The 23,796-nt window shown below is 29.1% G+C and carries 18 protein-coding genes; 3 read left to right on the forward strand and 15 right to left on the reverse strand.

The features are described 5' to 3' along the window. Nucleotides 1-39: 39 nt before the first annotated feature. From hemW to lepB, 3 genes are read right to left on the reverse strand one after another with little or no spacing between them, the layout of a single operon-like run. Complete coding sequence (hemW, locus tag FMG_RS04220) at nt 40-1,143, reverse strand: radical SAM family heme chaperone HemW (RefSeq protein ID WP_012290625.1); 1,104 nt, start codon at nt 1,141-1,143, stop codon at nt 40-42. A 47-nt stretch (nt 1,144-1,190) separates the two neighbouring features. After that, a complete protein-coding gene (gene lepA / locus FMG_RS04225; RefSeq protein WP_012290626.1) occupies nt 1,191-3,002 on the reverse strand; it encodes a translation elongation factor 4 in 1,812 nt (603 codons plus the stop codon). A gap of 9 nt (nt 3,003-3,011) precedes the next feature. Continuing rightward, complete coding sequence (lepB, locus tag FMG_RS04230; RefSeq protein ID WP_012290627.1) at nt 3,012-3,536, reverse strand: signal peptidase I; 525 nt, start codon at nt 3,534-3,536, stop codon at nt 3,012-3,014. A 122-nt stretch (nt 3,537-3,658) separates the two neighbouring features. On the opposite strand from lepB, the gene rpsT reads away from it, so the two are divergent. Next, the gene (rpsT, locus tag FMG_RS04235) at nt 3,659-3,922 is read left to right on the forward strand and encodes a 30S ribosomal protein S20 (RefSeq protein ID WP_002838176.1); all 264 of its coding nucleotides are present in this window, start codon (nt 3,659-3,661) and stop codon (nt 3,920-3,922) included. A gap of 53 nt (nt 3,923-3,975) precedes the next feature. Here the strand turns inward: rpsT and holA are convergent, their stop codons facing one another. The 12 genes from holA to FMG_RS04295 form a co-directional block, all read right to left on the reverse strand. After that, complete coding sequence (gene holA / locus FMG_RS04240; protein ID WP_012290628.1) at nt 3,976-4,974, reverse strand: DNA polymerase III subunit delta; 999 nt, start codon at nt 4,972-4,974, stop codon at nt 3,976-3,978. Next, nucleotides 4,940-7,246: a DNA internalization-related competence protein ComEC/Rec2 gene (locus tag FMG_RS04245; protein WP_012290629.1), complete on the reverse strand. Its 2,307-nt coding sequence runs from the start codon at nt 7,244-7,246 to the stop codon at nt 4,940-4,942. The genes holA and FMG_RS04245 overlap by 35 nt, the downstream gene beginning before the upstream one ends. A gap of 52 nt (nt 7,247-7,298) precedes the next feature. Further along, nucleotides 7,299-8,585, reverse strand: a complete 1,287-nt coding sequence (eno, locus tag FMG_RS04250; protein WP_002839066.1) for a phosphopyruvate hydratase — start codon at nt 8,583-8,585, stop codon at nt 7,299-7,301. After that, nucleotides 8,585-10,135: a 2,3-bisphosphoglycerate-independent phosphoglycerate mutase gene (gene gpmI, locus FMG_RS04255; RefSeq protein ID WP_002839064.1), complete on the reverse strand. Its 1,551-nt coding sequence runs from the start codon at nt 10,133-10,135 to the stop codon at nt 8,585-8,587. The genes eno and gpmI overlap by 1 nt, the downstream gene beginning before the upstream one ends. Next, on the reverse strand, nt 10,125-10,880 hold the full coding sequence (gene tpiA / locus FMG_RS04260) for a triose-phosphate isomerase (protein WP_012290630.1): 756 nt from the start codon (nt 10,878-10,880) through the stop codon (nt 10,125-10,127). Before tpiA ends, gpmI begins: the two co-directional genes overlap by 11 nt. Nucleotides 10,881-10,884: 4 nt before the next feature. Further along, on the reverse strand, nt 10,885-12,072 hold the full coding sequence (locus tag FMG_RS04265) for a phosphoglycerate kinase (protein ID WP_012290631.1): 1,188 nt from the start codon (nt 12,070-12,072) through the stop codon (nt 10,885-10,887). Nucleotides 12,073-12,137: 65 nt separating this feature from the next. Further along, nucleotides 12,138-13,139, reverse strand: coding sequence for a type I glyceraldehyde-3-phosphate dehydrogenase (gap, locus tag FMG_RS04270; protein WP_002838322.1), 1,002 nt, complete (start codon nt 13,137-13,139; stop codon nt 12,138-12,140). Between the two features lie 73 nt (nt 13,140-13,212). Next, nucleotides 13,213-14,811: a Na/Pi cotransporter family protein gene (locus tag FMG_RS04275; protein ID WP_002839156.1), complete on the reverse strand. Its 1,599-nt coding sequence runs from the start codon at nt 14,809-14,811 to the stop codon at nt 13,213-13,215. 8 nt (nt 14,812-14,819) lie between these two features. Beyond that, a complete protein-coding gene (locus tag FMG_RS04280; protein ID WP_002838118.1) occupies nt 14,820-15,287 on the reverse strand; it encodes a tRNA (cytidine(34)-2'-O)-methyltransferase in 468 nt (155 codons plus the stop codon). 142 nt (nt 15,288-15,429) lie between these two features. Next, nucleotides 15,430-17,397 carry a transketolase gene (gene tkt / locus FMG_RS04285; protein WP_012290632.1) on the reverse strand — a complete coding sequence of 656 codons (1,968 nt, stop codon included), beginning with the start codon at nt 17,395-17,397 and terminating at the stop codon, nt 15,430-15,432. Nucleotides 17,398-17,446: 49 nt separating this feature from the next. Further along, nucleotides 17,447-18,517 (reverse strand): DNA-processing protein DprA, encoded by a 1,071-nt coding sequence (gene dprA, locus FMG_RS04290; RefSeq protein WP_002839049.1) that lies wholly within the window; start codon nt 18,515-18,517, stop codon nt 17,447-17,449. A 93-nt stretch (nt 18,518-18,610) separates the two neighbouring features. Further along, on the reverse strand, nt 18,611-20,020 hold the full coding sequence (locus tag FMG_RS04295; RefSeq protein WP_012290633.1) for a L,D-transpeptidase family protein: 1,410 nt from the start codon (nt 20,018-20,020) through the stop codon (nt 18,611-18,613). 204 nt (nt 20,021-20,224) lie between these two features. Here FMG_RS04295 and FMG_RS04300 point away from each other — a divergent pair, with 204 nt between their 5' ends. Both FMG_RS04300 and ppdK read left to right on the forward strand, forming a co-directional pair. Beyond that, the gene (locus FMG_RS04300) at nt 20,225-21,043 is read left to right on the forward strand and encodes a pyruvate, water dikinase regulatory protein (protein ID WP_002838233.1); all 819 of its coding nucleotides are present in this window, start codon (nt 20,225-20,227) and stop codon (nt 21,041-21,043) included. 14 nt (nt 21,044-21,057) lie between these two features. Further along, nucleotides 21,058-23,688, forward strand: coding sequence for a pyruvate, phosphate dikinase (gene ppdK, locus FMG_RS04305; RefSeq protein WP_012290634.1), 2,631 nt, complete (start codon nt 21,058-21,060; stop codon nt 23,686-23,688). The last annotated feature ends 108 nt before the right edge of the window (nt 23,689-23,796 follow it).

Consider the following 23,796-nt stretch of genomic DNA (forward strand, 5'->3'; position numbering starts at 1 on the left):
TAATAAAATTATACATCACGATCACTACTGTGTCAAGTGTTAAACTAAAATATCTATAAAAAAAGTATTAGATATGAAAAATCCCTGATCTGTAAAGCTTAAATGATTATTTTCTAATGTTAATAATCTTTCTTTAATCCACTTATCTATCATGTTTTTGTTATTTTTATATAAATCTATGCCAAACTTTTGATTGTATTCTTTTAAATCTAATCCTTCTTTTAATCTCATATTAGTTATTATAAATTCAAATTCTCTCTTTTCTAAATCAATATTCTCTGAAAAATTTATTGGCTTTTGTTCATTTATTATTTTTCTCTTATAGTTAGGATAGAAAAACTCATTGGTATATCTTTTCTGGTTAATATATCCAGATGAAGATAATCCAAACCCATAATAATTTTCATCTTTCCAGTAAATTTTATTATGTTTGGATTCAAAATCGTCTTTTGCAAAATTTGAAATTTCATAGTGATTATAATCTTCTAACCCTTTACAAATTTTTACATACATTTCATATTCGATATCGTTATTTCTATTGATATCTTCATAATCTTTATAAAATTTAGTTCCTGGTTCTAGAATCATGTTATACCAGGATACGTGATTTGGAGCAAGTTTTCTTATATAATTAAGATCATTGTCCAAAGATTCTAAAGTTTGATTTGGAAATCCGAATATTAAATCAATTGAAATATTATCAATATATTGTTTAATTATCTCAAAAGATTTTAAAACATCTGTTACTTTATGTCCTCTTCCTAAAAATCTGTTATATTCATCATTGAATGATTGAACACCCAAAGATATTCTATCTACACCAATACTTTTATATGATTCTATTTTTTCTTTTGTGACAAATTCAGGATTACATTCAATAGTAAATTCCTTTATTTGTAAATCAAAACTCTTATTTAATAGATTGTATATTTCTTTAATATATTTTGAATCTACAAGATTGGGAGTTCCTCCACCTATATAAATGGTATCTATCTTCTCATTTGGATTTTTGTAAATAGTTATTTCTTTCTGTAGTAATCTAAAGTATTCATCAACTCTATTATATTGTTTTGTCATGGTTGAAAAATCACAGTAATTACATTTATAGTCGCAAAAAGGTATGTGAATATAAATTCCTTTCATAATTCCTCCTACAAAAATAAGCCAAACTTTCGCTTGGCTTAATAATTTTAATTTACTTCATCGTATTTTAATACTGATAAGAAAGCTTCTTGAGGAACATCTACACTACCTACAGACCTCATTCTCTTCTTACCTTCTTTTTGTTTTTCTAAAAGTTTACGTTTTCTAGTTATATCTCCGCCGTAACATTTAGCAAGTACATCTTTTCTGTATGCTTTAATAGTTTCTCTTGCTATTATCTTGTTTCCTATAGCTGCTTGTACAGGAATTACAAATTGATGTCTAGGTATTTCATCTTTCAGTTTTGTTACTATTTTTCTAGCTCTTTCATAAGCCAAGTCTTCATGTACAATAATTGTTAAAGCGTCGACTTTTTCTGAATTAATCATTATTTCAAGTTTTATTAAATTTGATTTTTCATATCCAATTAATTCATAATCTAATGATGCGTAGCCTCTAGTTTTTGATTTTAATGCGTCATAGAAATCATAAATCACTTCATTTAGTGGTAATTTATACTTTATAGTTACTCTCTTTTCGTCAAGATATGTCATATCTATGAAAGTACCTCTTTTGCCTTGACAAAGTTCCATGATTACTCCTACATAATCAGTAGGTGTCATAATTTCTGCATGAACAACAGGTTCTTCAACATAATCTATTTCAGTCTCTTTTGGGAAATTCGTAGGATTTTGGATCTCTATTTCAGTGCCATCTTTTTTATGAACTTTATAGATTACGCTTGGCGCAGTAGCAATGATATCAAGGTCAAATTCTCTATCTAATCTTTCTTGAATGATTTCCATGTGTAATAGTCCTAAAAATCCACATCTCAATCCAAAACCTAATGCTATTGACGTTTCGTTTTCAAATGTTAAAGCCGCATCATTAACTTGTAACTTTTCTAAAGCATCTCTTACAGAATTAAAATCTTCTCCTTCAGCTGGATAAATACCACAATACACCATTGGCGTCACTTGCTTATATCCTTCCAAAGGTTTATCAACAGGATTGTTTTTATCAGTAATAGTGTCGCCCACTCTTGCATCCTTTACATTCTTAATGCTGCAAACAACATATCCAACATCTCCAGCACTGATTTCATCAGTGCTTATCATTCCAGAAGAAGTATATCCACATTCAGTAACTTCAAATGTCTTGTTTGTAGACATCATTAATATTTCTGATCCAGGTTTTATGCATCCATCAAAAACTCTTACATAAACAACAACACCTTTGTAAAAATCATAATAAGAGTCAAATATTAATGCTTTTAAAGGTTTATTTTCATCGCCGATTGGAGCTGGAACATTTTTTACAATATCTTCTAATACATCTACAATATTTATTCCTTCTTTAGCGGATACTGCAGGAACATTTTCAGCATCTAATCCAATAATATCTTCTATCTCTTTCTTTGCAAAATTAATGTCAGCACTCGGTAAATCAATCTTGTTAATCACTGGTAAAATTTCTAAATCTTGGTCAATTGCTAAGTATACATTTCCAAGTGTTTGTGCTTCTACACCTTGAGTTGCATCAACAATTAATACAGCTCCCTCACATGCTTTTAATGATCTGCTAACTTCATAAGTAAAGTCTACGTGACCAGGAGTATCTATCAAATTAAGTATATATACGTTATTATCTTTTGCTTTGTAAAACAATTTTATGGCTTTTAATTTGATTGTTATTCCTCTCTCACGCTCTAAATCCATGGAATCTAAAACCTGTTCACTCATTTCTCTATGAGTAAGCATACCAGTTTCTTCAATTAATCTATCAGCTAAGGTTGACTTTCCATGATCTATATGTGCAATTATTGAAAAATTTCTTACGTATTTTTTATCATATTTCATTTAAATCTCCTAAATCGAACCAATTTTATCAACAGGATATAGTCTAAAGAAAACAACACCAAGTATGTAATCTTTTTTTATAGGCCCAATATACCTGCTATCATTATAACTACCATGCTCTCTATCATCATTTATGACAAAATACTCGTCATCATCTAAAACCCATTTATTATTATTCAACTTCTTCGATTGTTGTAATAAAATATATGGTTCATATATTTTCTTTCCATTAATAAATATATCATCATTTATAATTTCAACGGAATCTTTTGGTTTAGCAATAACTCTTGCGATACAAATTTTTGAATTTTTTTCATCATAATACTCAACTATATCAGTATTTTTTATGTATCCAGTTACCTTATTCAATTTATTAATTAGTAAAAAATCTCCTGAATTCAGTGTTGGACTCATGTTAGATGTTTTTAAAAATTGCGTTTCTAATATATAAGTTTTGATTATAAATACAACAATAAATGCTATAAATATTGTAAAAAGTATATTTGATAACTTGCTATTCATAAATTTCTTCATATTATCACCATTCTTTACCAACCTATTATAACATAATTTGCGAATAATGTTCTAGATTACTTGAAATAATTAAATCTATAGTGTATAATAATAACACTGTTCAAAAATAAAGGAGGGATATTATGGCAAATATTAAATCAGCAATTAAAAGAATTGATGTAACTAAACTTGAAACAGCTAGAAATAAATCTAAAAAATCAGCTATCAAAACTTTTATTAAGAAATTTGAAGCAGCGATTGAAAAAAACGATAAAGAAGATGCTACTAAATTATTTAACTTAGCAACTAAAAAGATTGATCAAGCCGCAAGCAAAAACACAATTTCTAAAAACAGTGCAGCTAAAAAAATTAGCAGAATGGCTAAAGAATTGAACAAATTAGCATAATAATAATGTAAAGGATCCATTACATTATTTAAAGGTTGAATTAAATTCAACCTTTATTTTTTTGCTAAAATATCGCATATACTATTTTCAATATAATACTTTGAGTTTAAAATATTAGATTTTAAAGTTATTTCTATTTCGTACATTTTATGAATAGCAAATCTTAATTGATCATATCTCCAAATTTTAACAAAATTTTGAATTTTGTTTAGCTCATATGATGAAATTTTTAACTTTTTTGTAATTTCATTTGGAGATACTTTTAAACGCAACAATTCTTTTAAATATAATAAATTTCTAAACAGTCTAATAATCATATGAAGTGTTTTAAAACTATCTGATGTATCATTTATCAGTAAATCTAAATAGTATATTGTCTCAGATAAATTTTTCTGTGCTATTGAATCCGTTAAATCAAATATATTTTTATCATACTGATTTATTAAAGAATTCAAATCTTGTTCTGTTATTTCTTCTTTTTCTAAGTTTTTAAATTTATCAAGTTCATTATTAACATCAATTAATGTCTTTTCAGAATTTTTAATAAGATATAGAGAATACTCAATGAAAATATTAACAATATTATTATTAAGCTTCTTACCTTTTAGATAATTAATTATATATGCTTTGAATTGATTTCTGTTTAACTTATTGAATTCAATATCAGCACCATAATGTGCTATTTCTTTCAATAATTTCGACTTAAATACATTGCCGTATGATGTTATGATTATCAAAGTATATTCTGGAATATTTTTAATATAAAGCATCAGCTTGTCAATGTTATCTTTATTTTTAGAAATTCCTGTTTTGCTTAAGTCTACATCATCTATTAAAATAAGCCTTTTATCACTGAACATAGGAATAGTCTCGGATGAGCTATATATTTTTTCAAAATCTGATAAGTCGTATTCATCAAAACTTTGAGCATTGTAGTGTTCTTTAATTAATGATAGATATTTTTCTATATAAAATTTTTCTTCTCCGTGTATCAGTACTAAATTGGATAGTAAATTATTATCTAATTTTTGTTTCGCCAATGAAAAATCCATTTTTCACTCCTCTATTTTTAAAGTAAAGCAATATAACAACTGTCGTAATAATCGAATTCTGTTCTTCTACTAGAAAATGAATAATCGAATATTTATCTCTATTGGCTCTAATAGAATTAAAAAATTTGCTAGAAACAACCTCGATATTTCCATCTAAATCAGTTCTTTTTATAGGGATATTAAGTTTATTTAATCTATCTAATGTTTGATGATGTGGGTGTCCATATTCATTCCTTAATCCTACAGAAATAACAGCCAATTTCGGTCTAACTGTTTTTAAAAAATGAGAATCTGAACTACTTTTACTTCCGTGATGAGAAACTTTTAATATATCAGATTTAATATCATCTTTTAAAATATTTCTTTCATACTCACCAGAAATATCACCCGTAATAAGTAATGAAATATTATTAATATATAATTTGTAAACAATAGATTTGTCGTTTTCTTCGTTACTAATCGGTTTATCTATAATCTTAATATCAACATTACCAATTCTTATATTTTGTTTGTTTCGTAAGCTTACATAAACATTGCCCTGATTGTATTTCTTTTTTAATATTTTGTCTCCATTAATTCTGGATAAAACTATTGGATTATATGATTTGTTAATATTTATTAGATTTTTACTATGATCCTCATCAAAATGTGTTAAAAACACATACTCAAGGTTATTTAAACCTATTTTATGAAGATATTCCATAAGATTCTCTCCAGACTTATCTTCTGACTTATAAGATCCTCCCGTATCTATCATAAAGCTTTTAATATATTGTCTAACAAGTAAACAATCACCTTGGCCAATATCAACAAAATTTATCTTTGTAATTGGATTTATAATATTTAAAATTAAAGGTAATATTAAACTAAGGAATAACATATTTGTTAGAGTCTTTTTATTAAAATCATTTAAAGTTTTGATATAGTGCCTATTATATGTTGTAAATAATATTATATAATATAAAATTATCATTAAAATAGAAAAACTCATGAAATTAGTACTATGTATACCTAAAAAATCAATTGTAGCAAAAATATAGCTTATAGTTTTTAAACACAATTTTATAAGTTGAACAAATATATAATTGATACTATTAGGTATCAAAAGTACAATTGCAGTTAATTGGATTACCACTGTAAAAATCGGCAATATAATGGTATTTCCGATAATAAATCCTAAGGTGTATTCATTAAAAAATCTTAATTGTATCGGTAATAATATTAAATAAACCATTCCAGATAATAAAAAATAATTATATAATTTTTTATTATATTTTTTGAATCTAGGATACAAATAAATTATGGTAAATGTTGCTAAAAAAGAAAAAATGAATCCAACGTCTAACAAATTATAAGGGTTTATCAGCAAAATAATAATAGCTGCGATTGTTAAATTATTTAAATCAAACCAATCTATTTGCATTTGATTAGATAATTCTACTATCACTAACATTATAAAAGCTCTAACAATAGATGAAGGTAAACCTACTGCATATTCGTAAATTGCAATTAATATTAGTGAAATCCAAGAAATAAGTTTTCTATTAATCTTAAATATTCCAAATAATTTATTAAAAATGGTATATAAAATTATAATATGCAGTCCGCTTATCGCAAATACATGACTAATTCCTAGTGCGTTAACAGCATTTGTATAGTCATCGCTCAAAAAGTTAGAACCTGTAAATACAGATTTTAACACTGAAGATTCTTCGCCGTTAAAGTTGGAATCTAATTTAAAAACTATGTGATTTAAAACTAATTTTCTAATTTTTAATAGAGGTGATTTAGATTTCCCAATTATTTCTGGATTAGTTCTACAGTATATATCTCCATATATGTTATTTTTTAGCAAATAATTTTTATAGTTAAACATATATGGATTACCATTTGTGTAAGCTTTATTAACTTTTGATCTGATATTTACTTTATCACCAATTTCTAAATCTTTTTTAGTAGTTACTAAAAATTTTATATTGTTATTATTAGTTAGCTTTACAATATACTTTTTATTAGACCTATTTTTATTAATTACTACGGCATTAACATCTAAAAATTCATTATCTTTGATTGAATTGTATTTAGCATCAATTGTATTCAAATGAATTATAGTCAAAAAAAGTACTAATAAAGATATAATAAGTTTCTTTTTATCTTTAAATAAAACTATACCTGTTACCACTACATCAATTGCAATAAATATAGGATTAAAATATATGTATAAAATTGTTGCTGAAATTATCTGTATCAAAATGATTGTAGTGATTAGCATTTTACACCTAATTAATAGGAATCACAGCAATTAGCTGTGATTCCTGATATGTTTATTTGCTTAAATTATAAAAAGTTTTTATCCCATCATAAACTGCAGTAGATTCTAGCATATCTTCAATTCTTAATAATTGATTATATTTGCAGATTCTATCAGTTCTTGAAGTTGAACCAGTTTTAATTTGTCCAGCATTTGTTGCAACCGCAACATCAGCTATAGTTGTATCTTCAGTTTCCCCAGATCTGTGAGATATTACAGCTGTATATCCATGTCTTTTTGCAAGTTCAATTGCATCAAGAGTTTCAGTCAAAGTTCCTATTTGATTTAATTTAATTAAAATAGAATTACAAACTCCCATTTCAATACCTTTTTGCAATCTCTTAACATTTGTTACAAATAAATCATCGCCGACTAATTGAATTTTAGAACCTAATTCTTGAGTCAATTTTTTCCAACCATCCCAATCATCTTCAGCTAATCCATCTTCTATAGAAATTATTGGATATTTCTCAACTAAGTTTTTGTAATATTCTATCATTTCGTCACTTGTTCTAACTGCGTTGTCTCCAGCCATGTTGTATTTACCATCTTCGTAGAATTCACTAGCAGCTGCATCTATAGCAATCATTACATCTTTTCCTGGTTCATATCCAGCTTTTTTTATAGCTTCAACTATAGTTTGTAATGCTTCTTCATTAGACTCAAGATTTGGTGCAAATCCACCTTCATCCCCAACAGCTGTATTTAGTTTTCTAGACTTTAATACATTTTTTAGATTATGAAATACTTCTGTACCAATTCTTAAAGATTCTTTGAAATTTTCTCCGCCTACTGGCATAATCATAAATTCTTGAATATCAACATTATTATCAGCGTGTTGTCCGCCGTTTAAGATATTCATCATAGGAACAGGTAAAGTTTTTCCATTAACTCCTCCTATATATTCAAATAATCTTTGACCATTTTCATCGGCAGCTGCTTTTGCTACGGCTAGAGATACCCCTAAAATAGCATTAGCACCAAGTCTAGATTTGTTTTCTGTTCCATCTAATTCTATAAGATAATTATCTATTCCAACTTGATCGAACACGTCCCATCCTACCAATTCGTCAGCTATTTCTAAGTTAACATTATCAACTGCCGTTTCTACGCCTTTTCCTAAAAATCTTTTTTCATCATTATCTCTTAGCTCTACTGCTTCATGTACTCCTGTAGAGGCACCTGAAGGAACTATTGCTGAACCCATCGCCCCAGCTTCAGTGTAAACTTCCACTTCAACTGTTGGATTTCCCCTTGAATCTAATACTTCTCTTGCGTAAACATCAATTATTGAACTCATTATTTACTCTCCTTTTTAATTAAAGATTTACCTGTCATTTCTGCAGGTTTTTCTATATTCATCAATTCTAAAATTGTTGGTGCTATATCTGCTAAAATTCCATTATTTAATTTGATATCTTTTTCAGGATATTCTATGAATGGCACTGGATTAGTTGTATGTGCCGTAAATGGTCCACCAGTCATTTCATCAATTAAATATTCACTATTCCCATGATCTGCAGTTATTAAAGCATGATATTTTCCATTTTTATCTATGGCTGTTAATATTTCATCCAAACATTTATCAACAGTTTCGACGGCTATCTTATCTGCAGAAATAACACCTGTGTGACCAACCATATCAGAATTAGCAAAATTTAATATAATTAAGTCATATATATCCTTATTAATAACATCAACAACGTGATTTTTAACTTCGATAGCACTCATTTCTGGCTTAAGATCGTAAGTGGATACTTTTGGAGATGGAACTAAAATTCTATCTTCGTTTTTAAACTCTTTTTCTATACCACCATTAAAGAAAAAAGTTACATGTGCATATTTTTCTGTTTCTGCAATTCTTAATTGTTTTAATCCTTTTTCGGAAACAATTTGACCTAATACATTATTGTATCCTTGTTTTGGATATGCAATTTGTACATTTTTTATAGTTTTATCGTACTCTGTCATTGTAACAAACGAAATGTCTTTGAATTTTTTTCTAGCAAAACCATCAAAATCATCATCAACAAACGCTCTAGTAAGTTGTCTAGCCCTGTCTGGTCTGAAATTAAAGAATACAAATGAATCTCCATTTTCAACTTTTATTCCTTGATTATTTTCATCTACTATCGCACATGGTTCGATAAATTCATCGGTGATATTTCTATCATAACTTTTTTGTAGATATTGTATCGGATCATTGGTCTTATTTCCTTCACAATTGGTAATACAATTATATGCTTTCTCAACTCTATCCCATCTTTTATCTCTATCCATCGCATAATATCGACCACAAACAGATGCAATTGTTCCAACACCAATTACTTTAATATCATCTTGTAATTTTTTTATATCATTTTTTGCTGAAGTTGGAGATACATCTCTTCCATCAGTAAAGCAATGTATTACAACATCTTTAAAGTCTAATTTCTTGCATAATTTCAAAATTGCTACAAGATGATCATAATGTGAATGGACTCCACCAAAAGAAAGTAACCCTAATAAATGAAGTCTTTTTCTGTTTTCTTTCGTTTTTAAAATAATATTTTTTAAGATTTCATTCTCATAAAATTTTCCAGATTCTATTTCATTGGAAATTTTACTCAAATCTTGAAAGATAATTCTACCAGAACCTATATTCATGTGTCCTACTTCAGAATTACCCATTTGACCGGCTGGTAGTCCTACCTCATTTCCAGATGCAATCAATTGTGAATTCGGGTATTCACTCATGAGTTTATCGAAAGTTGGAGTATCAGCTAGTTTTATAACATTTCCAGGATAATCCTTACCTAGTCCCCAGCCATCTAAAATTATTAGTATTAATTTGTTTTTTTTATTTTCCATAATTAATAAGTTTAGAAAAACTTTCAGCTTCTAAACTTGCACCCCCTACTAAAGCTCCATCAATGTCCTCTTTTGACATTATGTCCAATATATTTTCAGGTTTTACACTTCCACCATATTGTATCCTAACTGAATCTGCTAAATCTTTGCTATACATTTTCGACAATAAATTCCTGATAAATTTACACATAGATTGAGCATCATCACTAGAAGCTGTCTTTCCAGTTCCAATAGCCCATATAGGTTCATAAGCAATGACTAATTTGGACATTATGTCCTTCTCATTTATCCCTTTCAAGTCTAATCTGATTTGTGATTCAACTACCTCTTCGTGTCTATTGGATTCTCTTTGTTCTAAATTTTCTCCGCAACAAAGTATTGGTTTAATATCGTGTTTTAATGCAGATGCTATTTTTTTATTTAATAATTCGTCATCTTCTTTAAATATGGTTCTTCTTTCAGAATGACCAATTATAACATAGTCAATGCCCAAATCTTTAAGCATATTTGGAGAAACTTCTCCAGTAAAAGCACCACATTCTTCATAATACATATTTTGTGCGCCTGTAGAAATATTTGAATTTCTTAAATCTTCAGTAAGTGTTTTTAAAGACGTGAATGGAGATATAATACAAGCTTCAACATTATCAGAAATATCTAAACATTTTAAATCATTTATAAACTGCTTAGTTTCTCCGTCAGTCTTGTTCATTTTCCAATTTCCTGCAATTAAAGGTTTTCTCATAATATTATCTCTCATCAATACAATCTATACCTGGTAAAACTTTGCCTTCTAGGAATTCTAAAGAAGCACCTCCACCAGTTGAAACATGTGTTACTTTATCTTTATTTCCAGATTTTGCAATTGCTGATGCGCTATCTCCACCGCCAACGATAGTTATAGCTTTTGATTTCACTAAAGAATTTGCAATTTCAAAAGTACCTTTACTAAATTGTTCAATTTCAAATACTCCCATAGGTCCATTCCATACAATGGTTTTTGACTTTTGTATTTCTTCATCAAATATCTTTATTGTTTTAGTACCTATATCAAATCCAGCTATATCATCTGTAAAATCATCAATATTGATTACTTTAGAATCTGATTCTTCAGTCATTTCTTTAGCTACTACAAAGTCAACAGGCAAGAAGATTTTAACACCTTTTTCTTGAGCTTTTTCTAAAAGAGATTTTGCTAGATCTAATTTATCTTCTTCAATCAATGATTTTCCCACATTTTTGCCTTGTGACTTAATAAAAGTAAATGCCATAGCACCACCTATTAATATTGTATCAACTTTATCTAATAGATTTTCTATAACACCTATTTTATCAGAAACCTTTGCGCCACCCAATATTGCTGTAAATGGTCTTTCAGGATTTTCTAGAGCTTTACCCATTATTTCTATTTCTTTTTGAACTAAAAATCCTACAGCACTTGGTAAAAATTTCGAAACACCAACATTTGAAGCGTGAGCCCTATGACTAGTTCCAAAAGCATCATTGACATATAAATCAGCTAATTGTGATAATTCTTTAGAAAATGTTTGATCATTCTTTTCTTCTTCTTTTCTAAACCTTGTATTTTGAATTAGCATAATTTCTTTAGGTTGCAATTTTTTACTTTCTTCAATAACAGAATCGTCAACGACTTTGTCACTATCTATAAACTTTACGTCTTGTCCAATCATTTCTGAAAGCTTTTGTGCGACTGGTTTCAATGAGAACTCAGGTTTAGGTTCTCCTTTTGGTCTGCCTAGATGACTCATTAAAATAACTTTTGCATTGTTATCAATTAAATACTTTATTGTAGTTAATGAGGCTTCTATTCTATTTGTATCAGTAATTATACCTTCTTTAATAGGGACATTAAAATCTACTCTTACAAGTACCCTTTTATTTTCAACATTTAAATCTTTTAGTGTTTTTTTATTCATAGATTAACCTTTCTTTGAAAAGAGTCGATTGTAAAATATTTTACCATCGACTCTTAATTGTTTTATTATCTTGTAGCTATTATTTTTGCTAAATCAAATACTCTTGAACTATAACCCCATTCGTTATCATACCAAGAAGCAATTTTTACCATATTACCTAATGCGTATGTCATATCAGCATCAAATATTGAACTTCTTTCATCTCCGATAATATCAGAAGATACTAATTGATCTTCAGAATATCCTAAGATTCCTTTCAATTCACCTTCACTAGCTTTTTTCATTGCATTATTAATTTCTTCTTTTGTAACTTCCTTACCTAAAAGAACAGTTAAATCTGTAATAGATCCAGTAGGAGTTGGTACACGAACTGCTAGTCCAGTCATTTTACCTTCTAATTGAGGAAGAACTTTACCAACTGCTTTCGCAGCACCTGTTGTAGTTGGAATCATACTCAATGCAGCTGCCCTCGCACGTCTTAAATCTTTATGGTGAGCATCTTGAATATTTTGATCGTTTGTATATGCATGGATTGTTGTCATTAATCCTTTTTCAATTCCAAATTCATCATCTAATACTTTAGCAACAGGAGCCAAGCAATTAGTTGTGCATGATGCATTTGAAACAATGTCATCAGTTTCAGGATTGTATTCTTTATCATTAACACCAACAACAATCATTTTTACATCAGATTTTCCTGGAGCAGTCAATAATACTTTTTTAGCACCAGCTTTAAGATGTTTTGATAAGCCTTCCTTATCTTTAAATGCACCTGTAGAATCGATAACTAAATCAACACCCAATTCTTTCCATGGCAATTCTTCTGGATTTCTACTATTAACTACCTTAATCTCTTTTCCACCTATTTTAATTTTGTCATCTGCAATTACTTCAACTTCTTTTTCAAAAGTACGATAAATTGAATCAAATTTTAAAAGGTGAGCATTTGTTTTTAAGTCACTTGTAATGTTTAATGCTACTAATTCGAGATCAGGATCATTTTTTTGCATCAAAATCCTAGTCACATCTCTACCTATTCTTCCAAATCCACTAATTGCTACTTTCATTTATTCCTCCTTGAATATTTCTTGTTACATACTTTTATTATATACCCGTTTTTCGTTTTTTTAAATCAATATATTATACTTCAATATGAAGTGTATAATTTGATATATTCGTACAGTGGTCAGATATTCTTTCTAAGTTTGATAAAATATCTAGGAAATTTACACCAACTGTTGGATCACATTCATTATTATTAATTCTTTTAATATGATTATGTCTATATTTTTTCTCTAAAAAGTCCACATTATTTTCTATATTTGCAACTTTAGAAGCAAGCGATTGATCGTTGTTTTTGAATGCCATAGTTGAATCAATTATAGCATTTTCAACATTAGTATATAAATCTTTATACTCATCTATAGCTATCTTGCTAAATTCTTTGTCTTCATCGAAAATAAGAGTAACTATTCCACATATGTTCTCAACATGGTCTCCTATCCTTTCAAGGTCGTTTAGCATGTCTTGCATTATGAATATTTGTGTATGCTCTTGATCAGAAATAGATTTATTAGACAATTTCACTAAATATTCCACAATATGTTTTTCTAAATTATTAATTCTTTTTTCTTCTTCTAATATTTTTGTTTTCAACTTTTTATTACCGGTCATGAAGTATTCATCTACATTCTTGAAGTTTTGATAAACTATATCGCTCATTCTATTTACCTCAAGTCTTGCTTGTTCAACCGCAATAGATGGAGTTTCTAAAATTCTATCATCTAAATATTGTAAATCTTTAGCATGCTCTTCACCAGGAACAATTTTCATTGCCGCTTTTACTAAAAAGCTTGATACTGGAAGTTGCAATGCTACGTTTACAATATTAAAGAGTGTATGATAGTTTGCTATTTGTCTAGATACATTAAGTGGAGTAAGCATATAAACAATATTTTGAATTATTTTATTCAAAAATACTAATACGACAACTGTACCTATTAGATTGAATAATAAGTGAATAATCGCCGCTCTTTTTGCATTTTTCCCTGCGCCTATTGAAGACAATAGTGCCGTTGTTGTTGTACCAATATTTCCACCCAGTAATAAAGGCGCTGCTTGATTGATTGATAATAGTCCTTGCTTCCCTAACGCTTGTATTAAACCTATGGATGCTGAAGATGATTGTACAGCTGTAGTTAAAAAGAATCCAACAAAAACACCAATTATTGGAGAATTAAGTTTAAGTAGTGCATTTTTAAACCATAATTCTTTTGATAGAGGATTTAACCCATCGCCCATTGTATTCATTCCGATGAAAATTAAACCTAAACCAACAAAAACCTCACCTAAGTTCTTTTTCCTGTCATCTTTCGCACTCATATATAAAAGTACTCCAAATGCAACAATTAATGGGGCATATTTTGCAATATCAAATGCGATGATTTGAGCAGTAATAGTTGTACCGACATTAGCACCGATAATTACACCTACAGCTTGATTTAAGGGCATAATACCAGCGTTTACAAAACCTACTACCATTACTGTTGCTGCGGATGATGATTGTATAACCATAGTAACAATAATACCTAAAAGTACCCCTATATATTTGTTTCTAGTTAATGATCCTACTATCATTTTTAATTTATTACCTGACGATTTTTGAAGGCCCTCTCCCATTATTGTCATGCCGAACAAGAATAATGCTAAACCACCTAAAACCGGAGTTATAATTTCCATAAAACCTCCTATTTCAATCCCGGAAAATTAATTTGTCTCAATGCTTCAAACAATACTATATTGCAAGAATTTGCTAAATTCAAAGATCTGTCTATTTCCATATTCATAGGGATTTTTATGGAATGCTCTTTATGTTTACTTACCAAATCTTTGTCTATTCCTGAAGATTCTTTTCCAAACACCAAATAATCTCCATCTTTATACTCCACTTCATGATAATAATGGGTTGCAAAAGTTTCAACATAAAAAACTCTATCATTTCCTTTTATGTATTCCAAAAATTCATCAATATCATCATGAATAACTAAATCAACTTTATCCCAATAATCCATTCCAGACCTTTTTAATAATTTATCATCCAATCTAAAACTAAAAGGTCTAACTAAATGTAACCTCGTATTGGTAAGAACACAAGTTCTTCCAATATTTCCAGTATTTGATGGCTTTTCTGGCTCTAATAGAACAATATTTAACATATCCACCTCTTAACAATCTCATAACTATTCTCTAACAATCCCATAAAAAATATACCATAAAAGAAATAGTATTTCAATTTTAATAATGAATAAAATTTTAAAATAAAAGACCATCTACACAAAAAAGTAGACGGTCTTTTAATTATAAATATTTTTTTATTCTTTTAACTATTTTTTCAGTTGTAAAACCAAAATGTTCCATTATTTTATTTCCTGGAGCACTCATACCGAATTCGTCGATTCCGATATTCAAACCATTTAGTCCAGTATATTTTTGCCATCCATAAGTTGATAAGCACTCAATACTTACTCGTTTTTCTATATTTTTAGGAATAACAGAATCTTTGTATTTTTGATCTTGTTTATCAAAAATTTCTTGACACATCATAGAAACAACTTGAGCTTTAATACCTTCTTTTTCAAGAATTTCGCTGGCATCTAAAGCAAGTTTTACCTCGGAACCTGTAGCAATTATAACTAAGTCTGGAGCTTCTTGTTTTTTAAGAACGTATCCTCCTTTTAAAGCACCTTCATTAGTTTCTTTTAAATTAACTAATGTTTGTCTTGATAATACCAAAGCTGATGGAGTTTCTTTGTTTTCTAATGCTATTTTATATGCCATTGCTGTTTCGAATCCGTCTGCAGGTCTAAGTGTATTTAAATTTGGAATAGTTCTTAACATTGCTAATTGTTCTATAGGTTCATGTGTTGGCCCATCTTCTCCAACACCAATCGAATCGTGTGTTAATATATATATAACTTGTCTCTTCATTAAAGCCGACAATCTCATAGCTGGTTTTAAATAATCTGAGAAAATCATGAATGTAGCACAATATGGAATTAATCCACCATACAAACTTATACCATTGCTTATAGCGGCCATCGCATGTTCCCTAACACCAAATTGTATATTTCGACCAGATCTAATTGTTTGTGTAAATACATCCAATCCATCCATAAATGTTTTATTGGATGGTGCTAGGTCAGCTGAACCACCAACAATATTTAATTGCTTATCTTTTAGTCTATTTAATAATATATGTGAGTATGATCTTGTAGCATCATCTTTTTCAAAACTAGTAAACTCTTCTGATGTTAAATATTCTTCATCAATTTCTTTTGATAAAAATTTCATTAATTTATCGTAAAGATCTCTATGAGTTTGTTTATAGTCTTCAAACATATTTTCCCATTCAGAATAATATTTTTCTTTTTCAATAACAGATTGTTCAAAAAGATCTTTAACTTCTTGTGGAATATAGAACTCTTCGGTAAAGTCTAATCCTAATTTTTCTTTCAGACTTGGAATGTTTTCTTTGCCAATTGGAGCTCCGTGTGCCTTTGCAGATCCTTCAACAACACTTCCATAACCAATTTTTGTTTTAATTTCAATAAATGATGGTTTATCAGTTGTTTTTGCATGTTTGATTGTTTCTCTTATTTTTTCTATGTCATTACCATATTCTACAAAGTAAGTATCCCAGCCTAATGCTTCATATCTAGCTCTGACATTTTCTGAAAAAATATTTTTAGTATCTCCTTCAATTGTTATATTGTTAGAATCATATAAACAAATCAATTTTGATAACTTTAATGATCCAGCTATAGAACTAGCTTCATTTGTTATGCCTTCTTGAAGACAACCATCACCAACAATTGTATAAGTATAATTATCAAAAATTTTGTGATCTTCAGTATTAAATTGGCTTGCCAAATATTCTTGAGCAATTGCCATACCAACAGCCATGCTCAATCCTTGTCCTAAAGGGCCAGTTGTAGCATCAATTCCCTTTGTATGCAAATATTCAGGATGTCCTGGTGTCAAGCTGTTATATTGTCTAAATTCTTTTAAATCATCTAATGTTATTCCAAATCCAAATAAATGTAAAAGCGAATATAACATAGCAGAACCATGACCAGCCGATAAAATAAACCTGTCTCTATTTATCCAGTCACTGTGTTTTGGCGAAAAATGCATTATATCATTAAATAATGTAAATGTCATCGGGCTTGCACCTAAAGGAAGTCCAGGGTGTCCTGAATTTGCTTTTTGAATCATTTCTACAGATAATAATCTAATAGTATTAATAGCTAATTGTTTTTTGTCCATATCATTCTCCTCTTTAAAATTCCAATGTTATTATATCATATTATTCATACTACTTTAATGAATATTTACTTCCAATGTCAACGACAATTCCCAATAATTCCATTTTAGTTAAACTCATCAATACATCAGAGATATTTTCATTTAATTTTAAAGAAATCTCATCTGGTGAGTTTGCATCAATTTTTAATAAATTAAATATTTTACTTTCTAGTTCATTTAAATCAAAACTTAATTGAGGCTTTTCTATAAATTTATTTTGAAATTCCGGTATTTGACTTATTATATCCAAAACATCTGTTAATAAGTATGCACCATCTTTGATTAATTGATTAGTACCTGTCGAATAAACTGAGTTAATGTTTCCTGGCACAGCAAATATATCTCTTCCTTGTGATAAAGCATAAGATGATGTAATTAATGTACCGCTTTTTTCTTTTGCTTCTATAACAACAGTAGCTAGTGACAATCCAGATATTATTCTATTTCTAAATGGAAAATTATATGGCATTGGCGCTATTCCAAAAGGATATTCACTCATAATTACTCCATTATGTGATGAAATCATTTCTTGAAAAACTCTATAATTACTTTGAGGATAAACTTGATCTATTCCACATCCTAAAACTCCTATTGTTTTATTGTTATTTTCCAGGGCAGTTTGATGAGAAATTTTGTCAATTCCTAGTGCCAATCCACTTACTACCGGGATTTTATATTGTGAAATCTCTGAAACAAATTTTTTACAAGCATATGACCCATATTGACTACATTTTCTTGCTCCAACAAAAGAAACTGAATTATCAAAATCTTCATTTAGATCTCCTTTGTAATATAAAGTATATGGAGCATCATCAATTTCAAGTAATTTTTTCGGATATTTTGAATCACCATATGTAGTAAATTTTATACTATTTTTCCACAATTTTTCTTTGTACAGATTAATATCAAACTTTTTTATATTTTTAAAAATAAATTCGTAAATTTTAGGATCAACTTCTAAAAGTTTTTTTGCATTATCATAAACAATATCATCAAGTGTATTATAATTTTCAAGAATCGGACCTATCCAATTATAATTTGTATTCAAACTACTTAAAAATAGTAATAAATCTGAATCCATATCATACCCCTTTTCTTTACTTATAGAATACCATTATTAAATATATTTTTACAATAAAAAAAGCCGATTATTATAAAATAATCGACTAATTTATTAATATATAATAACCGGCATCCCATTTTCAGCAGTATTAAAAATTGTGCGAACTGGTTTTATAGGAGTATTAATACAACCATGGCTTCCGGCACCATTAAATACTTGTCCACCATATGCTGCTCTTGCTTTTGTATCATGTATTCCTACACCAGTATAATCAATTTGCATCCAATAATCGACGTGAACTTTATATTTTGTTCCATCCGGATTATTCCCTCTTAAAAATCTATCTGTTTCTTTAGACCAAATTTCAAATAGTCCAGTCGGAGTATCGTGATTAATCGATGGATCACCTGTAACGACAGGTGTATCTAAAACTAACTTTCCATCCCTATAATACCACAAGTGTTGAGCTCCTAGGCTTATTTCTATATAGCTCTTTCCGAGAATTCCATTATTACGACTTCTTCTACTATAAACCAAATCGCTATCTATTGTTTTTCCATTTTTTAAAGCATCAGTAATCAAAGCAACAGTTTGCTTTTTGTTTATTTCATTTCCAAAAACTTTTGCTTTGACTTTGATAGACTTACCATTATGAGTAGTAAAATCAAAATCTTTTCCAATTACTTCAAATTTTTCTTTTAATTCATCAACAAAAATTCTTACTTTCTTGTCTTCAAATTTATAATTTTCGTCTAGAAAAATCGAATTATCTTCAATTTTTTGAGATTCTCCGTTTGGTAATTTTAAAGTTATTGAAGCTTGTGCTATATTTTCAAGTTCTTTTTGACTAGGTTCTAAAGATTTTTTTGTAACCTTAGGATTAATGTACTCTGAAGATAAAGTAATCTCATCTTTATGCTCATTAAAACCCTTTATTACTGATTCACATACTTTGTCTAAATCAAGTTTGTTACCTAATTCTTCAGGCTTTATCGTAGCCTTTTTGTTTTCAAAAATCAATTGAGCATTTTTTGGTTCTTTAATATTTTTGAATAGTTCGCTTTTTTTAATAGTATCTTTTAATTTTTCAGAATCAACAGTCTTCTTAACTTTCACATTTGTTTCTATGCCTTTTATGAGCTCTATTGGCCATAAAAATCCGTGTTGTACATAAGTTTGATTTTCTAGTGCAACTTGTTTTAGTCCAGATTGCGAATTATTTAGTGTGACTGTTTTATTGTCGCGTCCAATTATAGTTGTTGTTTGCTCATCAAAAATATTTTTTACCTCAGATATTTTTCTTACTCCTAAATTCTCACCATTTATTTTGGCATTAGGATAAGTCATGATGCTAAAAAATATCGAAACAATTATATAAATTCCTAAAAGAATTGATATAACCCAAATCCAAGGATGAGATTGTTTTGTTTCTTTTAGTTTATAAATGCTATTAGATTTTGAAGAATTATTGCTAGACTTATCTGCAAGCTTTTCATCATCTTTTTTTAATATATTTTTCAAATTATCACCTGCTATTAAATATTTCTGTCAATAGAATGATATCACAAATCTATCAACATAGTAAACATTTATTGAAAATTAAAGTTCTTTTAATCTAAATTTTATCTAATTTTGAATAATTTTAAATTAAATAACAAACAATTGCTTTAAAATTGTAAAAAATGATGTATAATTAAATTGATAATACAATTAAAGGGGTGAATTATGGAAAATATTAATCTGGTAGTTTTATCTGATTCTACCGGGGATACAGGTGACCAAATTGCAAGAGCTGCATTAGCTCAGTTTGATGTTACTTGTGAAAATGCTAAATTTCACTTATTTGGACATATTCGATCCATTGAGCATCTTAATTCCACATTAAAGAAATGCTTAGAAATGGATAATATTATCATTTATTATAGTTTGGTTGAAGAAAGTTTAATTGATAGTTTAAAAAAATTCTGCGATATGCATAATCTTATATCGGTTGATATTTTGACTCCATCAATCGTTGCCATCCAAAGGTTAACAAAACGATCTCCAGCTACAAACCCCGGAGCTTTACGCAAACTTGACGAGCATTATTTCAGAAGAATTGATGCAATTGAATTTGCTGTTAGATACGATGATGGCAAAGATCCTAGAGGAGTTTCAAGAGCCGATATTACTATTATCGGTGTTTCTAGGACTTCCAAAACTCCGTTATCAATGTATTTAGCAAACAAGCATTATAAAGTTTGCAATATTCCACTTGTTCCAGAGTCTCCAGTTCCCAAAGAACTTTTTGAAATTGAGCCAAAAAGAGTAATTGGACTAACTAACTCACCTGATAAATTAAATAAGATCAGGAAAGAAAGATTAAAATCTATGGGATTGCCAACTGAAAGTACATACTCCGATTTGGGTAGAATACTTGATGAGCTAGACTATGCTGAAAAGATAATGAAGAAAATCGGATGTCCTATTATAAATGTTTCTGATAGAGCAATAGAAGAAACAGCAGAAGTTATTATCAGACATCTAAAAAAAATGAATGATTAAAAAGGAGTTTTTAAATGACAGAAAAATATGTTTACAGTTTTAGAGAAGGTAACAAAGATATGAGAAGCCTTCTTGGTGGAAAAGGTGCTAACTTAGCCGAAATGACTAACATGGATATTCCTGTTCCTACAGGATTTACTATTACTACCGAAGCTTGTAACAAATTTTACCAAGAAGATGAAAAATTATGGGATGGATTATTTGAAGAAATTAAATCTCATATTAAAGAAACAGAAAAAGAATTGAATAAGAAATTTTCTGATGAAGAAAATCCTCTACTATTTTCAGTTCGTTCAGGTGCTGTAATATCAATGCCTGGTATGATGGACACAATTTTAAATCTAGGTTTAAATGATAAATCAGTTATCGGTTTAGCAAAGTCTACAAATAATGAAAGATTTGCTTATGATTCATATAGAAGATTTATTCAAATGTTTTCAGACGTAGCAAGAGAAATTCCTAAAGTATTGTTCGAAAATGAATTAGATAAAATTAAACAAGAAAAAAACGTTACAGACGATACAGATCTTGATAGTGAAGATTTAAAAAAGATTGTAGAAAAATTTAAACAAATCTACAAGGAAGAAATGGATGAAGATTTCCCACAAGACCCTATCGATCAATTAAAATATGCAATCGAAGCAGTTTTTAGATCTTGGAATAACCCAAGAGCAAAAATTTACAGACAATTAAATGGCATTGATGATCATTTAGGAACTGCTGTAAATATCCAATCAATGGTATTTGGTAACATGGGTAATACATCTGGAACTGGTGTTGCTTTCTCAAGAAACCCTGCAACCGGTGAAAACAAATTATTCGGTGAATTTTTAATGAATGCACAAGGCGAAGATGTTGTTGCTGGTATAAGAACTCCTCAACCAATTAGTCAATTACAAGACGTAATGCCAGAAGTATATGAACAATTCCATTCAATCACAAAAAGATTAGAAGAGCATTACAGAGATATGCAAGATTTAGAATTCACAATTGAAAATTCTAAATTATATTTACTTCAAACTAGAAACGGAAAAAGAACTGCTATCAGCGCACTAAATGTCGCAGTAGATCAAGTAAATGAAGGATTGATAACTAAAGAAGAAGCTATTTTAAGAATTGAACCAAATAGCTTAAATCAACTTCTACACCCTACATTTGATCAAAAAGAATTAGAAAATGCTGAAGTAATAACAAAAGGTTTGGCAGCTTCACCTGGAGCCGCTAGTGGTCACGTTTATTTTAGTGCTGAAGATTGTAAAACAGCTGCTTCTAAGGGAATTAAATCAATATTAGTTCGTCAAGAAACATCTCCTGAAGATATCGAAGGTATGATTAAAGCCGAAGGTATATTAACTGCAAGAGGAGGTATGACTTCTCACGCTGCAGTAGTTGCACGAGGAATGGGTGCATGTTGTGTAGCAGGTGCGAGTGAAATAAGGGTAGACGAAGAGAACAAAGTAATCAGAGGTAAAAACATAGAAATCAAAGAAGGAGATTTGATTTCATTAGATGGTAGCACTGGATATGTTTATAAAGGAGAAATTTCTAAAGTAAATCCTAAACTTTCTGGTAACTTTGCCCAATTTATGCAATGGGTTGATGAAATTAAAAGATTAGGTGTAAAAACTAATGCAGACACTCCAAAAGATGCACATCAAGCAAAAGAATTTGGTGCTGAAGGCATTGGACTAACAAGAACTGAGCACATGTTCTTCAATGAAGAAAGAATTCCAATTGTTAGACAAATGATTCTATCAAACACTACTGAAAGAAGACAAAAAGCTCTAGATAAATTAAGACCTTTCCAAGAAGATGACTTTTATAATATTTACAAGGAAATGGGAGATTTATCAGTTACTATAAGACTTTTAGATCCACCTCTTCATGAATTTTTGCCAAAAGAAAAGCACGATATTGAAGAATTAGCAAAAGAAATGGATTTAACATATGATGAAGTAAATGATATTATTTTAGAGCTTCATGAAGTAAACCCAATGCTTGGCCACAGAGGATGTAGATTAGCTGTAACATATCCTGAAATATACAGAATGCAAGCAAGAGCAATCATAAGTGCTGCTCTAAAAGTAAAAGAAGAAACTTCACATGATATAGTTCCTCAAATCATGATTCCACTTGTAGGAGAAAAGAAAGAATTAAAATATGTTAAAGACCAAATAATTGAAGAAATCAATCAAGTATTTGAAGAAACTAATCAAAAATTAGATTACGAAATCGGTACTATGATTGAAATTCCAAGAGCATGCTTAATGGCTGATGAGATTGCTGAAGAAGCTGACTTCTTCAGTTTTGGTACAAATGACTTAACTCAAATGTCATTTGGATTCTCTAGGGATGATGCAGGTAAGTTCTTATCAGAATATAAAGAAAAGAAGATTTATTCAAGAAGTCCATTTGAAAGATTGGATCAAGAAGGTGTTGGTCAGTTAATAAAAATGGCAATTGAAAAAGGTAAGTCTTCAAATCCTAATTTACACGTAGGTATTTGTGGTGAACACGGTGGAGATCCTGAAAGCGTGGAATTCTGTCACAGAATTGGATTAGACTATGTATCTTGTTCCCCATACAGAGTACCAATCGCTAGATTAGCAGCAGCTCAAGCAGCAGCAAGAGAAAAATTAAAATAATTATTTGAACTTGATAGAGTAAATTCGTTTACTCTATCTTTTTTTGCTTTTAAAAGAAATTATTATTAAGTAGTTTTATGGTATAATGAATAAAGTTAAGGAAGTGAT

Source organism: Finegoldia magna ATCC 29328 (genome assembly GCF_000010185.1).
Taxonomy (GTDB): domain Bacteria; phylum Bacillota; class Clostridia; order Tissierellales; family Peptoniphilaceae; genus Finegoldia; species Finegoldia magna_H.

What these genes read in the sequence shown, in the direction of transcription:
- hemW (WP_012290625.1), bottom strand. Translation starts at nt 1,143, where the DNA reads ATGAAAGGAATTTATATTCACATACCTTTTTGCGACTATAAATGTAAT.
- lepA (WP_012290626.1), bottom strand. Translation starts at nt 3,002, where the DNA reads ATGAAATATGATAAAAAATACGTAAGAAATTTTTCAATAATTGCACAT.
- lepB (WP_012290627.1), bottom strand. Translation starts at nt 3,536, where the DNA reads ATGAAGAAATTTATGAATAGCAAGTTATCAAATATACTTTTTACAATA.
- rpsT (WP_002838176.1), top strand. Translation starts at nt 3,659, where the DNA reads ATGGCAAATATTAAATCAGCAATTAAAAGAATTGATGTAACTAAACTT.
- holA (WP_012290628.1), bottom strand. Translation starts at nt 4,974, where the DNA reads ATGGATTTTTCATTGGCGAAACAAAAATTAGATAATAATTTACTATCC.
- FMG_RS04245 (WP_012290629.1), bottom strand. Translation starts at nt 7,246, where the DNA reads ATGCTAATCACTACAATCATTTTGATACAGATAATTTCAGCAACAATT.
- eno (WP_002839066.1), bottom strand. Translation starts at nt 8,585, where the DNA reads ATGAGTTCAATAATTGATGTTTACGCAAGAGAAGTATTAGATTCAAGG.
- gpmI (WP_002839064.1), bottom strand. Translation starts at nt 10,135, where the DNA reads ATGGAAAATAAAAAAAACAAATTAATACTAATAATTTTAGATGGCTGG.
- tpiA (WP_012290630.1), bottom strand. Translation starts at nt 10,880, where the DNA reads ATGAGAAAACCTTTAATTGCAGGAAATTGGAAAATGAACAAGACTGAC.
- FMG_RS04265 (WP_012290631.1), bottom strand. Translation starts at nt 12,072, where the DNA reads ATGAATAAAAAAACACTAAAAGATTTAAATGTTGAAAATAAAAGGGTA.
- gap (WP_002838322.1), bottom strand. Translation starts at nt 13,139, where the DNA reads ATGAAAGTAGCAATTAGTGGATTTGGAAGAATAGGTAGAGATGTGACT.
- FMG_RS04275 (WP_002839156.1), bottom strand. Translation starts at nt 14,811, where the DNA reads ATGGAAATTATAACTCCGGTTTTAGGTGGTTTAGCATTATTCTTGTTC.
- FMG_RS04280 (WP_002838118.1), bottom strand. Translation starts at nt 15,287, where the DNA reads ATGTTAAATATTGTTCTATTAGAGCCAGAAAAGCCATCAAATACTGGA.
- tkt (WP_012290632.1), bottom strand. Translation starts at nt 17,397, where the DNA reads ATGGACAAAAAACAATTAGCTATTAATACTATTAGATTATTATCTGTA.
- dprA (WP_002839049.1), bottom strand. Translation starts at nt 18,517, where the DNA reads ATGGATTCAGATTTATTACTATTTTTAAGTAGTTTGAATACAAATTAT.
- FMG_RS04300 (WP_002838233.1), top strand. Translation starts at nt 20,225, where the DNA reads ATGGAAAATATTAATCTGGTAGTTTTATCTGATTCTACCGGGGATACA.
- ppdK (WP_012290634.1), top strand. Translation starts at nt 21,058, where the DNA reads ATGACAGAAAAATATGTTTACAGTTTTAGAGAAGGTAACAAAGATATG.